Origin of the sequence: Bradyrhizobium sp. Bra64 (assembly GCF_024519875.1) — a bacterium.
GTDB lineage: Bacteria > Pseudomonadota > Alphaproteobacteria > Rhizobiales > Xanthobacteraceae > Bradyrhizobium > Bradyrhizobium japonicum_G.
This window is the reverse complement of record NZ_JALJRD010000002.1, coordinates 120,037-134,052: the sequence shown is the minus strand read 5'-3', so window position 1 is coordinate 134,052 and position 14,016 is coordinate 120,037. Positions and strand designations below refer to the sequence as shown.

The window sequence follows — 14,016 nt, the reverse complement described above, 5'->3', positions numbered from 1 at the left end:
ACTCATCCCAGCGCTTTGATCACGGCGTCCGCGCGCGTGACGACGGCGACGTTCTGCATGGCAAAGTTGATCGAGGCGTTGTGCCAGTCGGCATTCATGGTCGAGCAGCAGTCTTCCGGCACGATCATGAAATAGCCCTTGTCGGCACCGGTGCGCGCGGTGTGCTCGACCGACATGTTGGTCCAGGCGCCCGTGTTGATGATCATGTCGCGGCCGGTCGCCTTGAGTATCGTCTCGAGCCGCGTGCCTTCCCAGGCGCTCATCCGCATCTTCTCGACCACGAAATCGCCGGGCCTTGGCTCGAGACCCGACACGGGCGCCGCGCCCCAGCTTCCGCGCACCATCGCCTTGCTGTCGACCAGGCCTTCGAACAGCGGCGCGTTCAGCGTCACGCCGGGCGCGCCGGGCTCGACGATGAACCAGACGTGGATGACGGTGACGCCCCGTGCGCGCGCGGTCTCGGCAAGACGGCGGACGTTCTCGACGACGTGCTGCTGCCGCGCATGCTCCGGCGCTCCGGAGTCGGCAAACGCGCCGCCGTCCATGATGACGTCGTTCTGAAGGTCCTGGATGATCATGGCGCAGCGCTGCGGATCGAGACGCATCTCGCCATCAGCCAGGATGGGGGCAGCAGGTGCGGAGCCGGCAGTCGCGGTGCCGCCGGGACGCCTGGCGTTCATATACGGCTCATGGCGCGGGCCGACCTTGGTCGGGATAGCGTAGACGGAGTGCGTCGAGGTCAGATACAGCGTGCGGAAATCCGGGCCGCCCCAGGCAAGGTTGGCGACGAGCTCGGGGAGGCGGACCTTGCCGAGCAATTCGCCGCGCGGCGAATAAACCCAGACGCCGCCGGGCGCGGTGACCCAGACATTGCCGTGCTGGTCGCACTTCATGCCGTCGGGCAGCCCGGGCTCGAGCTCGGAGCGGATGCCGCTGGCAAACACGCGCGCGTTCGACAGCGAGCCGTCGCCGCCGACTTCGAATACGCGGATCAGGGCCTGCACGGTGTCGTTGACATAGAGCAGCTTCTCGTCAGGTGCTAAGCACAATCCGTTCGGCTGGTCGAACAGGGTACGGTCCACCACGAGCTTCGGCTCGCCGCCGGGCACGACGCGATAGACGCCCTGGAAACCGAGTTGTCGCGGTCGTTCGACGCCATAGACCGGCATGCGGCCATACCAGGGGTCCGAGAAATAGATCGCACCGGAGGAGTGCACGCAGACGTCGTTCGGGCTGTTCAGCTCCTGACCCTGGAAATGCGAGGCGAGCACCTCGCGCCGGCCGTCCGGCCGCTCGCGGACCAGCGACGAGGTCGCGTGCTCGCAGACGATCAGGTTCAGCTCGGCGTCGTAGGTCATGCCGTTGCATTTGTTCGACGGGCGCTTGACCTCGGCGACGCCGCGCCGCGCGTCCCAGCGGCGCCGCACGTCGCCAGGCATGTCCGAGAACAGCAGATAGTGATCGACCGGATGCCAGACGGGTCCTTCCGTGAAGTCGAAGCCGGTGCCGACCTGCGCGACCGGCGCGTAGGGGTCGATCAGGGTCTCGAATTCGGAGCGCAGGGTGACGTGCGTCATCGGTCGATCCTTGGAAGCATGATCCGGAAAAATGTGGCGCGATTTTCCGACAAGATCATGCGCAGACAAAAAGCCTCAGGCCGGGAACCAATTGCGTGCTGGCAGCGACTGCACGACCGGGCCGGGGACCTGGTCATGCAACCGTCCCACGACAGTGCCGCCTTCGATTTTGGCCGGACGGTCGTGTACCGGAAGCAGGTATCGCGAATTGCTGAGCAGCTTTTTGATCGAGGCCTTTTCGGCGCGCTTGCTGGTGCCGTGGTTGCCGGTGGTACGCGGCTCCCAGTCGTGGATTTCGTTGAAGGGCGTGACGATCTGGTCGTTGAAATCGTAGATCACATCGCCGCAGATGGTCGCGATTCCGTCGGCGGTCTCGACGATGACGTTCATCGATCCCTCGGTGTGGGCGTTGGCGGCGTCGCAATAAACGCCGGGCATCAGTTCGATCGGGCCTGTGATCTCGAGATCGAGGAAGCGTAGCGCGCTCTTGGTGTGGAGGCGGTCGATCAGGTGCTTGATGTCGGGCGCCGGATATTGCGGGTGCATCAGGCCGGAGACGGAATATTCCAGCTCCTTGCGGTTGAGGACGACGGTCGTGTTCATTGGGAACAGGTCGTCCTTGCCGGCATGGTCGATGTGCAGATGGGTGTGGCAGACGAAGCGCACGTCTCCCATGCGCACGCCGTGGCGTGCCAGCTGGTTCTCGATCATGTGCTCGTGGTACTGCAGACCGCGCATGCCGAGCGTCTCCATGATCTGGTTGGAGCGGTAGCCGGTGTCGACCACGACCGGGTATTTGCCACCGAGAATCAGGAAGCCAAGCGTGAGGACGCGGCGGGTGCGGCCGCAGTCACGGCCGAGCACCAGAAAGCTCGATTCCAGCTCGATGTCGCCATAGTCCAGGATCTTGATCTCCAGCGCCATTCGTTGCCCTCCCTATCCTGTTTATTGTCCGTCAAAGTCGATAGACGCGCGCGGCGGTGCCTCGGAAGATCGCGTCCCGTTGCTCGGCGCTCAGCGACGCGGCCGCTCCGTGAAATGCGTCGACGAGCTCGCGATAGCTGGTCCACAATTTCTCGATCGGAAAATTGGAGCCGAACAGGCAGCGCTCGGCGCCGAAGATCGCGACCGTGTCGGTCACGACGGCGGCGATATGCGCGGGGTCGTTGCGATGGATGAAGGTGCCGAGCCCCGACAGCTTTGAGACCACGTTCGGACAGGCCGCCAGCCGCGCCATGCCGGCGCGCCAGGCTGCGCGGCCGGCGGGCGAGAGGTCCTCGAGCATGCCAGCGTGCTGGAGGATGAAGGTCACCTTGGGACAGGCTTCGGCGAGCTGCGCCGCATCCGGCATCTGTGGCGTGAAGACCTGCAGATCAAAGCTCCAGCCATAGTCTGCGAGGTGCGCAACATTGCCGCGCACCGTAGGGTCGACGCAGAGATTGGGCTTTGCCGCGAAGCGATAGAGCGGGTTCTCGTGCCAGTGCAGCTGCATGCGCGTGCCGCGCACGAGCCGATAGCGCTTGAGGCGGTCGAGCTGCGGGCGGACGTCATCGGCGGCGAAATTGGCGTAGGCGACGATGGCGTGCGGCCAGCCGTGCACGTCGGCGGTCTGCTGCACCCAGGCGGCCTCGTCCTCGAAACGGTCGTTGGCCCAATTGGTCTGGACGTAGACCGAGCGGGTGACGCCGGTGCCTTTGAGATCGTCGAGATATTCCTGGATGGGATAATCGCGCCGGATCGGCTCGTAGGGTCCGAAGATGCGCGGCTGCATGGGACCGCTCAGCCAGGGCAGATCGGCCTGTCGCCAGATGTGGTGATGTCCGTCGACAATATCAGTCACGCAACTCTCCTTCGTCCCAACGCCAGTACGTGCGCGACGATCGACGCGCTCGATCCGCCGTCGACGAGGTCGTCGACATAGCGTTCGATCGCAGCCAGCGCTTCCGTCTGCGGGCGAAAGCCCGGGCCCGTGGCGAGCGGCGTCAGCCAGCTCAGGCGCCAGGCACGGCGCGACAGTTTCGCCACTGCGTCCCGCAACGCATCGGGCTCGCCGCGTTCCAGACCGTCCGAGACGACGACCACGGCCGCCCCGCGCGCATAACCGCCGAAGCGGGGCACCGCGAGGAAGGCTTGCAAGGCGTCGCCGATCCGGGTCCCGCCGTCCCAGTCGCTGACGAGATGGGCCGCCGCATTCAACGCTTGCTCACGACGCTTCAGCCGCAGCGCGCGTGTGACCCGGGTGAGCCGTGTGCCGAAGGTGAAGACCTCGACGTTGGGCGCGGCCTGAACCAGTGCATGCGCGAGCCTGATGTTCTCCTCGGTCCGGCTCTTCATCGAGCCGGACACGTCGATCAGGAGCAGGATCTTTCGGGGGCGCTGCCTGCGCTTCAGGTGGCCGAGCCGCAGGATCTCGCCGTCGCTGCGGACGCTCTCGCGCAAGGTGCGGCGCAGGTCCGCAAATGGACCGCGGCGGGCGCGCATGCGCCGGTGGCCGCGCCGCCGCGGCAGGCGCCTCGGAGCCTCGCGGGCCAAACGGCGGAGCGCGTCGGTGGTTGAGAGCTGGGCGAAGCGACGCTCGACCAGCGCCTCGGTGCGGGTCGCGGTCAGGCCGGAGTCATTGGCGTCGTCGGAAAACAGCGGTTCCTCGTCGCCGCGACCTTCCTCCTGGAGACGGACGGTCTCGTCGTCCTCGCCGTCCTCGGCATGCTCGACGGCCTCGCTGCCGCGGAAGTGCAGATCGAACAGGCGGTCGAAGGTGGCGCGTCGCTCGGGGGGCGGGGCGAGGGTGGCGAGCGCCGCCTGCCTGATATCGCCCAGGTCGCGCGGGCCGAGCAGTTCGATGGCAGCGAGAAACGCAGTGGTCTGCTCCGGCGCCACGGCGAAGCCGTTTGCGCGCAGCAGCGTAACGAAGGAGATGAAGATGCGGGCGGCGCGCGGGAGCTGGTTCTCGGTGCTCATGCGGTCGCCTCCGCCAGCAACGCGTCGAGCCGTGGCGACATGAAGTGCAAATCTTCCTCGTCCTTCAGCGCCACGCCGATCGAGCGTTTGAAGGCGTCGGGCCAGCGCGCGCCGCCGTTGTGCAGCAGCGTCGCCGCCTCGGCCCAGTCGACGGCCTCCGCGATCCCGGGCGCCTTGCTTAGCGGCTCGCGTCGCAGCTTTTCCACCGCGGCGACGACGGCGCGCGCGGTGGCTTCGGCGACGCTGGAGGCCCGCATCATCACGATACGCGCCTCGCGCTCGGCGGTGGGATAGTCGATCCAGTGATAGACGCAGCGCCGCCGCAACGCTTCGTGCAGGTCTCGGGTGCGGTTGGACGTCAGCACCACGACCGGGCGCTCGGTGGCGCGCACCGTGCCGCGTTCGGGAATCGAGATCTGGAAGTCCGACAGGAATTCGAGCAGGAAGGCTTCGAATTCCTGGTCGGCGCGGTCGATCTCGTCGATCAGCAGAACGGTGGAGTCGGGTGCACGAAGCGTGGCCAGCATCGGCCGCTCGATCAAAAAGGTCTCGCCGTAGATGTCGATGCTTTCGTCGCCGGCCTGGCGGATCGCGAGCATCTGACGCGGGTAGTTCCATTCGTAGAGCGCGGCGGAGGCATCGATGCCCTCATAGCATTGCAGCCGGATCAGCCGGCGGCCGAGCACCGCGGCGATAGCCTTTGCGGCTTCCGTCTTGCCGACACCCGGCGCGCCCTCGAGCAACAACGGCTTGCCGAGCGCAAGACCGAGATAGGCGGCGGTCGCAAGACCTTCGTCGGCGAGGTAATAGGCCGCGCGCAGCGCCTTCTCCAGCGCCTCCGGACTGTCGATGCCCACGATGTTGCTGCGGACCGCCATGGACCAGACCTCAGCGCCGCGCCTGCGGCCGCGGGCCGCCCTGGGACTTGATCGCGCGCAGCACTTTCTCCGGAGTGATCGGCAGATCGTCGATGCGTACGCCGACGGCGTTGAAGATCGCGTTGGCAACGGCCGGCAGCACGGGATTGGCGCACATCTCGCCGGGGCCCTTGGCGCCGAACGGCCCATCGGGAGCAGGGCGCTCTAGTACGGCGATGTCGTGCGGACAGATGTCGCCCGGTCCGGGCATCAGATATTCGACGAAGTCGCGGGGGCCGTGAGAGGGATCGGGATAATACGGCTCCGGCGTCTCGTAGAGCGCGTGGCTGACACCCATCCAGGCGCCGCCGACGAGTTGCTGCTCGACCAGCCGCGGGTTGAGCGCGCGGCCAAGCTCATAGGCGGAGTCCATCCGCACCATTTCGACTTCGCCGGTCTCGTCGTCGACCTCGACCTCGGCGACCAGGCAGGCATGCGCATAGCAGGTTGCCGGCGACATCTCGCCGGTCTCCGGATCGACGTCGGACAGAGGCACGAGGAAGATGCCGCGACCCGAGATCGTCTTGCCCTGCTTGAACTGGGCGGCAATGGCGACGTCCTTGGTCGAGATCGAGCGGTGCGGCGCCCCCTTGACGTGGATGTTGCCGCGTCCGTCGGTTTCCAGGTCCGCGGCGTTGACCTCGAGTTCCTCGGCGGCAGCCTCCATCATCACGCCGCGCGCCTCGCGTGCCGCCGCCATCACCGCATTGCCGACGCGGTGCGTGCCGCGCGAGGCGAACGAGCCCATGCAATGCGGCCCGGTGTCGGAGTCCGCCGTGTCGACATAGACGTCTTCGACGGGCACGCCCAGCGTCTCCGCGCAGATCTGGCGCGTCACCGATTTCATGCCCTGACCGAGGTCGATCGAGGACAGTGCCACAGTGAACTTGCCGCTGGGGTTGGAATGCACCAGCGCCTGGCTGGGGTCGCCTCCGAGGTTCATGCCGATGGGATAGTTGATCGACGCGATGCCGCGTCCGCGATGCCGGGTCATCTAGCGCCTCCTTGTGCCGAAGACCGAGGAAAAACGGGTCGCGCCATGCGACGGCGCGGCCGGTCGCGGCGAGGGCGGCGGAGCCGGGGGAGGCGGATCGCGCGGTGGTTCGCGGGTGACGGTAGGTGGGAGCCGGTCGTAGCTCGTACGCTGCTGTGCGGGCGCCGGTGGCCGCGCGTGCGAGTCTGTCGGCGTCGGCGGGATCACGGCGCGGCTGCCGCCGCCGTCCTTGCGCGAGGATGCCCGCCTGAATTCATCGCGGATCGGCCATTTGGCCTTCTCGGCAGCAACCTGGACGCACTCGATCAGCGCGGTGTTCTTGGCCTCGCGCCGGTGCGCCTTCATGTCGCCGTCGCGATAGGCGTTGAGGATGCGGAACTCCATCGGGTCCATGCCGACGAGGTTCGCGAGCTTGTCCATCTGGCACTCGATCGCAAAATCCATCGCGGTGACGCCGAAGCCGCGCATGGCGGTGGCCGGCGTGCGGTTGGTGAAGACGCAGTAGACGTCGCCATAGACGTTCGGGATCGTGTAGGGGCCCGGCAGGTGTGCGGCGCATTTCACGGCGGCGTAGCTGGAGAGCCGCGTATAGGCGCCGCTGTCGAAATAGGCCCGGATCTTTCGCGCGACGACGCGGCCGTCGCGCATCACGCCGTCCTTGACGTAGATGCGCTCGGCGCCGCGCGGCGGACCGTATTGCATCTCCTCCTCGCGCCCGAACACGTAGCGTACCGGCCGCCCGGTCAGCATCGCGCCGAGAATGGCGAGCGGCTCGGTCAGCGTGTCGACCTTGCCGCCGAATCCGCCGCCGACCGTGCCGCCGATGAAGTGGAAGGTGTTGGAGGGGACGTCCAGGATCTTGGCGCAGGTGTCGACCGAGAAGAACAGCGCCTGCGTCGAGGTGTAGACCACATAGCGGCCGTTGGTGTCGGGCGCGGCGATCGCACCGTTGGTTTCGGTCGGCGCGTGCTCGATCGGCGACATCTGGTAGCGCTGCTCCAGCACGTGATCGGCGGTCGCGAGCGCCGCGTCGGCGTCGCCGAAGCGCAGCTTCTGGTGGTCATAGGTCTCGTGATAGGTGAAGGTGTTCCTGGGATAGGTCTCGTTGACCACGGGCGCGCCTGGCTTCAGCGCGTCCTCGACGTCGAACACGGCCGGCAGCGGCTCATAGTCGACCTTGACCTTTGCAATCGCCTCGAATGCTTCGCGTTCGCTGTCGGCAACGATGGCGACGATCGGCTCGCCCTTGTAGCGAACCTTGTCGACCGCGAGCGAGGGCTCGTCGTCCTTGCCGAAATTGATCAGGCTGAGAAGCGTGTTGAGGTTGCGCGGAACGTCGCTGCCGCGGATGATCCGGCGCACGCCGGCCGAACGCTCGGCTTCCGTGGTGTCGATGCGGCGCAGCCGCGCATGGGCCTCGGTCGAGCGCACGACCTTCAAATGCAGCATGCCCTGAAGTTGATGGTCGTTGAAATAGCTCGACGTGCCCGTGACGTGGCCGAGCATGTCCTGACGCTGCGTGCCCTTGCCGATTTCCTTCAGATTATCGTCGCGTTCGTCGGCAAAAATGTCCTTGCGCAGTTCCAGCATGGTGGACGTCCCCTTAAGCACTGGCCCGGCCGCCCGCGGCGGCAAGGATCGCATTGATGATCGGCTCGTAGCCGGTGCAGCGGCAGATGTTGCCGGAGATCGCCTCGACGATTTCGGCGCGGCTCGGAGCGGGGGTGCGGTCGAGCAAGGCCTTCGCGGCCATCAGCATGCCCGGGGTGCAATAGCCGCACTGGGCTGCGAAGTGGTCGGCGAAAGCGCGCTGGAGCGGATGCAGGTTCGGACCCTGCTTCATACCGTCGAGTGTTTCTATGGAACGGCCCGCGACCGTCTCCGCCAGCGTCAGACAGGACAAATGCAGCTCGCCGTCGATCAGCACGCTGCAGGTGCCGCAGCCGCCCTGGCCGCAGCCGAACTTGGGCGTCATGTCGCCGATCAGCTCGCGCAGCGCGACCAGGAGATTGGTGCCGCCATCGACGAAGATCGCGACGTCGCGGCCGTTATGGCGAAATTGCACGGGTATTTTGGGCATGGCGATCTACTCCTGGCCGGACAAGAGGCGACGCAGGTGCACGCCGACGATCTCGCGGCGATACCAGGCGCTGCCGAGCGCATTGTCCGCCGGGGATGTTCCTTCGCCGGCGGCGGAAGCCGCGGCTGCGATCGTGCCGACATCCAGTGAACGCCCTTCCAGGGCACGCTCTGCCGCGCGAGCGCGGATCTGTGTCGGCGCCATCGAGCCGAATGCGATGCGTGCGCCGGCGATGCGGCCGCCCGAGATCGGCAGATGCGCGGCGATCGTGATGACGGAGCCGCCCTTCGGCTTGATCCGGGCGATCTTGCGATAGCGGAACGCCTCGCTGCTCGCCGGCCGGGTGCAGGACACCGACAGGACCAGAGTGCCGGCCTGCCGGTCGCGCGCCTGAAGAAATTCCTCGATCGGAATGTCGCGCGAGCCGAAGCCGCCTTGCACGGCCACGGTGGCCTCGAGTGCCAGCAGTGCCACGGTGAAATCGCCGTAAGGGGTTGGCGCGAACAGGTTGCCGCCGACCGTACCCATGTTCCGCACGGCGGGCCCGCCGATCGAGCGGGCAGGGGCGTGCAGGAAGGCGAGATCGCGCTCGGCGAGGATCCGCGCGAAGGTGACGCCGGCACCCAACAAGACCCGAGGGCCCGATGCATCGATCCGGGTCAGCGCCTGGTCACTGGCGCGGACGACCGTCGAGACCGAGACGTCGCCCTCGTTCAGCGCCCGCATCACCAGGGTGCCGCCACCGAGATAGCGTGCGCCGCGGTCCGAGGACAGCGCTCCGGCCGCTTCACTGGCGCTGGCGAAAGTCTTCACGATCACGGCCATGCTAGGCGGCCTCCTTCAGATGGCGGCGGATCGCCTCGAATCCGGCCTGGTAAATGTCTTCCGCGACCATGTGGGTGATGCGGTCCTTGTCTTCCGGCTTCGTCGTGAAGCGCGACTCCCAGTGCCAGAAGGTGCGGTCGCCGTCGGTCACCGGCAGCAGGCGGACATGAGCGACGTAATTGAACATCGGGATCGGGGTATCGAGCAGGCAATAGCTGAAGGTCTGTTCGAGATCGGACAGCGCCAGCAGTTGTTCGCGCAGCTCAGAGCCGTCCTTGAGCTTGAAGCGCCTGACGCAGCCGATCCTGTCGGGAGACTGCGCCCGTTCGATGGAGGACGTCGCCACCGCCGGGTGCCAGCGGTCATGCCCGTTGAAATCGCGCAGCACCGACCAGGCCGCGTCGGTCGGCGCGTCCAGGATGGTGCTCTTGACGATATGCGGCACCGCTCAGCCTCCAAACACGCGCTTGAGGGCGTCGAAGCCGCCCTGGAACACGCCGCCGCCGATGTTGCTGACGAGCTCGGTCTCCCGCCCGGGCGGGCAATCGAACTCGGCGGTCCATTCCATGAAGGTCTGGTCGCCGTCGGTGACCGGCGTGAGGCGCAAGGTCGCGACGTAGTTCTCGACGCCCATCGGGGATTCGAGGATCGAGTAGGTGCAGAACATGTCGTAGTCGGACAGGCCCAAAAGCTTCTCGCGGATGCGGTCGCCGTTACGCAGGCGAAAATCCCTGACGCAGCCGATCTTGTCCGCAGGCTCGCCCCCCTCGATGCGGCTTTCCGCGATCGCCGGGTGCCAGTTCGGTAAGCCGTTGAAGTCGCGGACCCGCGCCCAGACGCGGTCGTTGCGCGCATTGACGACGGTGGAGACGTAGACGCGGGGCATAGCCTGACCTCAGCTCTTTTTCCGCGGACCGCGCTCGGCCGGCGGTTCGCCGCCGCCCTCGGCTGCAGGCGGGGAGCTGGCCGGCTTGTCGCCGCCACCGCCGCCTTTGCGCGCGGACTCCTTGATGCCCTGCATGTCGCGGGCCTCCCGGATCAGGCCCGGCATCTTCGCGAGGCTGCCGCCCTCGACGCCGATGTCCGCCAGGAGCGAGTCGATCAGCGGCGCCTGCACGCGGTAGCGCAGGGCGGAATCGATTACCTCGTCGGTGGCGCTGCGGCCGCCGTTGCCGCCATGGCCGTTGCCGTTGAGGCCGTCGACCTGGAGGATACGGATGCCTTCGATCTTCTCCATCGGCTTGACGCTCTCGCGGACGATGCCCTCGATGCGGTCGAGCAGCTTGCGGCGGAACAGCGAGTAGCGCGCCTGGTCGGTAAGGACGTTCTCGGCTTCGTTCAGCATGCGCTGCGCTTCGGCCTCGACGGCGGCCCGGACGCGCTCGGCTTCCGCGGCGATGCGCGTTTCCTCGGCCTGCTTCTCGGCGAGCATCACCTCGACGGTCCTACGCCGCTTGGCGATCTCGCTCTCGCGCGCGGTGATGACGCGCTCGGTCGCCTCCGTCGCCCGCATCCGTGCCTCCTCGGCCATCGCCTTGGCTGCGGATTCTTCCAGCGACTTCTGGTGGATGGCGATCGCCTTCTCCATCAGGACCGTCTCGACCTCCTTCTCGCGGTTGACCTCGAGCTTGCGCAGTTCGCGCTCGCGGCCGACGCGGGCTTCGTCGAGGCCGCGATCCGACGCAATGCGCGCGCGCTCGACCTCCTCGCGGGAGGCGATCTCGGCCTCCTGGAGCGATTGCACGCGGGCGACCTCGAGCTGCTCGATGGCGCGGCGGCGCTCGATCCGGGCGGCTTCGAGCGCCTGCTCGCGGGAGACGTCGGTGGTCTCGACCTCCTTGCGGGCGACGATCTCGGCCTGCTTGACCTGGCGATCGGCATCGATGCGCTCGGAACGCTTGGCCGAGAGGGCGATGACGCGCTCCTCGTCGGCGATCTCGATTGCCCGCTTCTGCTCGATGTTGAGCACTTCACGCTTCTTGGACGAGGTGATCCGTTCGGCTTCGAGGGCGAGATCAACGGTGATGCGCTGGCGCTCGATGGCGTCGCGCCGCTTCAGCTCGGCCGCCTCCAGCACGCCGGTGCGCTCGATCTCGAGCGAACGCGTGTCGCGCTCGGCCTGGATACGCTCGGCCGCAACCGCCTTCTCCTGCGCGATGCGGGCCGCCTCGATCGCTTCGCGGGAGGCGATGTCGGCTTCCTCGACGGCACGGTTGCGAGCGATCTCCAGCGAGCGGACGCGCTCTTCCTGGGCAATGCGCGAAGCCTCGGTGGCCTCGCGCGCGGCGATGCCTGCCACCTCCAGCGACTGGTTGCGCTCGATCTCCAGCTGTCGCGTGCTCTGCTCGGCGGCGATGCGCTCCGCGGCAAGCATTCGCTCGCGGGCGATGCGGGCGGCCTCGACGGCGCGCTGCGCCTCGATCTCGGCCTCCTGGATGGTTCGGACCTGCTGGATCTCCAGGGCGCGGGTACGCTCGTCGGAAGAGATGCGCTCGACGTTGACGATCATGGTCTGGGCGATCCGTGCCTTTTCGGTGGCCTCGCGCGCGGCGATCTCGGCCTCGTCGACGGCGCGGGTGCGCTCGATCTCGCGACGGCGCGTCTCCTCCTCATTGGCGATACGCGCATCGGTGACGACGCGGTCCTGCTGGATGCGGGCCTTCTCGATCGCCTCGCGGGCCGCGATCTCGGCTTCCTCGACGGTGCGCATCCGCTCGATCTCGCGCTGGCGGACCTCGCGCTCCGACGCAATCCGCGTCGTGTCGATCGAACGCTGGTTGGCGATCCTGGTCTTCTCGATCTCCTCACGCGCCAGCAGCTCCTTCTCCTCGATGGTACGCGTGCGCTCGATCTCCTTCTGGCGGGTTTCCCGCTCGGAGGCGATGCGGGCTTCGGCGATCGCCTGCTCGTTGGCGATCCGCGAGCGTTCGATGGCTTCGCGCGCCGATATCTGGGCCTGCTCGGCCTCGGTCTCCCGCAGCGCGCGTTCGCGGGCCACTTCCGTGCGCTGCAGCGCACGGCGCATCTCGATGTCGCGTTCCTGCTCCAGCCTCGCGGTCTCGCTCTCGCGCTCGATGTCGAGCGCCTGCCGCTCGGCTTCGAGATTTCGGGTGCGGATCCTGATCATCGAATCCTGCTCGATATCGTTGCGCAGCTTCCGCTTGGCCTCGATGTCCTCCATCAGCCGCGTCAGACCTTCGGCGTCGAAGCGGTTCGACGGGTTGAAGAATTCGAGATCGGTCTGGTCGAGGTCGGTGATCGCGACCGACTCGAGCTCAAGTCCATTCTGGGCGAGCGCCTCCGCCGCATTGGTCTTGACGCGCGCGACATAGTCGCCGCGCCGCTCGTGCATCTCCTCCAGCGTCATTTCCGATGCGACAGAGCGGATCGCGGAAATGAACTTGCCGGCCAGCAGCGCGTGCAACTGCTCCGGCTCCATGGTGCGGCGACCGAGCGTCGCGGCCGCGATCGAGACGGCTTCGCGGGTTGCCTGGACGCGGACGTAGAAGTCGGCCTCGATGTCGACGCGCATGCGGTCGCGGGTGATGACCGCATCCTGCCTGGAACGCACGATGCCCATCGGCAGCACGTTCATGTTGACGGGCGTGTAGTCGTGGATGAAGGGCAGCACGAAGGCACCGCCGTTGATCACCACGCGCTCGCCGAGGAAGCCGGTCCGGACGAACGATACCTCCTTGGAGGAGCGGTGGTAGAGCCAGTTGACGATGTAGACGCCAACCACGATGACGATGATCGCGACGATCAGCCAGAGGATGAGCTCGCCGACCAGGATCCCTGACATGTTTCTCTCCCTCAACCGTTCCGGCGTTATCGCGCGCCGATCGCCTTGAATTTGCGTACCTGGTCCGTCAGAGCCCGCTCGACCGGCAGCCGCTCCATCGAGGAGGCGCCGTAGAAGCCGTGGCAGTAGCGGGTGTTCTTCATGATGAAGTCGGCATCCTCGGGATCCGCGATCGGCCCGCCATGGGCGAGCACCAGAATATCGGGATTGACGCTGAGCGCGGCCGAAGCCCAGGTGTCGATGCGCGCCGGACAGTCCTTCAGCTTTGGTGCGGTCTGCGCGCCGATCGTGCCGCCGGTCGTGAGCCCGAGGTGGCAGACGATGATATCGGCGCCGGCGATCGCCATCGCGGCGGCTTCCTTCTCGCTGAAAACGTAGGGCGTCGTCAGCAGATCTTTCTCGCGCGCCTTGGCGATCATGTCGATCTCAAGCGCGTAGGACATGCCGGTCTCTTCGAGATTGGCGCGGAAGACGCCGTCGATCAGCCCGACGGTCGGAAAATTCTGCACGCCCGCAAAGCCGAGCGTCTTCAACTGGTCAAGGAAGACGTCCATGTCGCGGAACGGGTCGGTGCCATTGACGCCGGCGAGCACCGGTGTCTTGCTGACCACGGGCAGAACTTCGCCGGCCATCTCCAGCACGATGGCGTTGGCGTCGCCATAGGGCATCAGTCCTGCAAGCGAGCCGCGCCCCGCCATGCGGTAGCGGCCGGAATTGTAGATGACGATGAGATCGACGCCGCCGGCCTCTTCGCATTTGGCTGACAGGCCGGTGCCAGCGCCGCCGCCGACGATAGGCTCGCCGCGCTTCGCCATCTCGCGAAACCGCCTCAGGAGTGCTGCGCGTTCAAACCGGGCCATCGG

13 protein-coding genes are annotated in these 14,016 nt (G+C 66.8%); all 13 read right to left on the bottom strand.

The window, feature by feature from the left end; translation table 11 throughout:
* Positions 1-2 precede the first annotated feature (2 nt).
* Positions 3-1,577, bottom strand: a complete 1,575-nt coding sequence (locus tag NR187_RS08295) for an isochorismatase family protein (RefSeq protein ID WP_211383172.1) — start codon at positions 1,575-1,577, stop codon at positions 3-5.
* Positions 1,578-1,652: 75 nt separating this feature from the next.
* Positions 1,653-2,501 carry an N-acyl homoserine lactonase family protein gene (locus tag NR187_RS08290; RefSeq protein ID WP_211383173.1) on the bottom strand — a complete coding sequence of 283 codons (849 nt, stop codon included), beginning with the start codon at positions 2,499-2,501 and terminating at the stop codon, positions 1,653-1,655.
* A 31-nt stretch (positions 2,502-2,532) separates the two neighbouring features.
* Positions 2,533-3,417: an amidohydrolase family protein gene (locus NR187_RS08285; protein WP_211383174.1), complete on the bottom strand. Its 885-nt coding sequence runs from the start codon at positions 3,415-3,417 to the stop codon at positions 2,533-2,535.
* Positions 3,414-4,535 carry a VWA domain-containing protein gene (locus NR187_RS08280; RefSeq protein ID WP_211383175.1) on the bottom strand — a complete coding sequence of 374 codons (1,122 nt, stop codon included), beginning with the start codon at positions 4,533-4,535 and terminating at the stop codon, positions 3,414-3,416. Before NR187_RS08280 ends, NR187_RS08285 begins: the two co-directional genes overlap by 4 nt.
* Positions 4,532-5,413, bottom strand: a complete 882-nt coding sequence (locus NR187_RS08275) for a MoxR family ATPase (protein WP_211383176.1) — start codon at positions 5,411-5,413, stop codon at positions 4,532-4,534. The genes NR187_RS08280 and NR187_RS08275 overlap by 4 nt, the downstream gene beginning before the upstream one ends.
* Positions 5,414-5,423: 10 nt before the next feature.
* Entirely contained in the window at positions 5,424-6,446 is a 1,023-nt protein-coding gene (locus NR187_RS08270; RefSeq protein ID WP_211383177.1) for a xanthine dehydrogenase family protein molybdopterin-binding subunit, read from the bottom strand.
* Positions 6,447-8,036, bottom strand: coding sequence for a xanthine dehydrogenase family protein molybdopterin-binding subunit (locus NR187_RS08265; protein WP_256806243.1), 1,590 nt, complete (start codon positions 8,034-8,036; stop codon positions 6,447-6,449).
* A 13-nt stretch (positions 8,037-8,049) separates the two neighbouring features.
* Positions 8,050-8,526 (bottom strand): (2Fe-2S)-binding protein, encoded by a 477-nt coding sequence (locus NR187_RS08260; protein WP_256806242.1) that lies wholly within the window; start codon positions 8,524-8,526, stop codon positions 8,050-8,052.
* A 6-nt stretch (positions 8,527-8,532) separates the two neighbouring features.
* The gene (locus NR187_RS08255) at positions 8,533-9,351 is read right to left on the bottom strand and encodes a xanthine dehydrogenase family protein subunit M (RefSeq protein ID WP_211383180.1); all 819 of its coding nucleotides are present in this window, start codon (positions 9,349-9,351) and stop codon (positions 8,533-8,535) included.
* Position 9,352: 1 nt separating this feature from the next.
* Complete coding sequence (locus NR187_RS08250; RefSeq protein WP_211383181.1) at positions 9,353-9,796, bottom strand: SRPBCC family protein; 444 nt, start codon at positions 9,794-9,796, stop codon at positions 9,353-9,355.
* Positions 9,797-9,799: 3 nt separating this feature from the next.
* Complete coding sequence (locus NR187_RS08245) at positions 9,800-10,237, bottom strand: SRPBCC family protein (protein ID WP_211383182.1); 438 nt, start codon at positions 10,235-10,237, stop codon at positions 9,800-9,802.
* Positions 10,238-10,246: 9 nt separating this feature from the next.
* Positions 10,247-13,153 (bottom strand): flotillin family protein, encoded by a 2,907-nt coding sequence (locus NR187_RS08240; RefSeq protein ID WP_211383183.1) that lies wholly within the window; start codon positions 13,151-13,153, stop codon positions 10,247-10,249.
* Between the two features lie 26 nt (positions 13,154-13,179).
* On the bottom strand, positions 13,180-14,013 hold the full coding sequence (locus NR187_RS08235; protein ID WP_211383184.1) for a phosphoenolpyruvate hydrolase family protein: 834 nt from the start codon (positions 14,011-14,013) through the stop codon (positions 13,180-13,182).
* Positions 14,014-14,016 lie beyond the last annotated feature (3 nt).

Excerpts from the sequence above, each read along its gene's own strand:
- NR187_RS08245 (WP_211383182.1), bottom strand. The coding sequence starts at position 10,237 with ATGCCCCGCGTCTACGTCTCCACCGTCGTCAATGCGCGCAACGACCGC.
- NR187_RS08275 (WP_211383176.1), bottom strand. The coding sequence starts at position 5,413 with ATGGCGGTCCGCAGCAACATCGTGGGCATCGACAGTCCGGAGGCGCTG.
- NR187_RS08280 (WP_211383175.1), bottom strand. The coding sequence starts at position 4,535 with ATGAGCACCGAGAACCAGCTCCCGCGCGCCGCCCGCATCTTCATCTCC.
- NR187_RS08290 (WP_211383173.1), bottom strand. The coding sequence starts at position 2,501 with ATGGCGCTGGAGATCAAGATCCTGGACTATGGCGACATCGAGCTGGAA.
- NR187_RS08260 (WP_256806242.1), bottom strand. The coding sequence starts at position 8,526 with ATGCCCAAAATACCCGTGCAATTTCGCCATAACGGCCGCGACGTCGCG.
- NR187_RS08265 (WP_256806243.1), bottom strand. The coding sequence starts at position 8,036 with ATGCTGGAACTGCGCAAGGACATTTTTGCCGACGAACGCGACGATAAT.
- NR187_RS08270 (WP_211383177.1), bottom strand. The coding sequence starts at position 6,446 with ATGACCCGGCATCGCGGACGCGGCATCGCGTCGATCAACTATCCCATC.
- NR187_RS08240 (WP_211383183.1), bottom strand. The coding sequence starts at position 13,153 with ATGTCAGGGATCCTGGTCGGCGAGCTCATCCTCTGGCTGATCGTCGCG.
- NR187_RS08235 (WP_211383184.1), bottom strand. The coding sequence starts at position 14,013 with ATGGCCCGGTTTGAACGCGCAGCACTCCTGAGGCGGTTTCGCGAGATG.
- NR187_RS08295 (WP_211383172.1), bottom strand. The coding sequence starts at position 1,577 with ATGACGCACGTCACCCTGCGCTCCGAATTCGAGACCCTGATCGACCCC.
- NR187_RS08255 (WP_211383180.1), bottom strand. The coding sequence starts at position 9,351 with ATGGCCGTGATCGTGAAGACTTTCGCCAGCGCCAGTGAAGCGGCCGGA.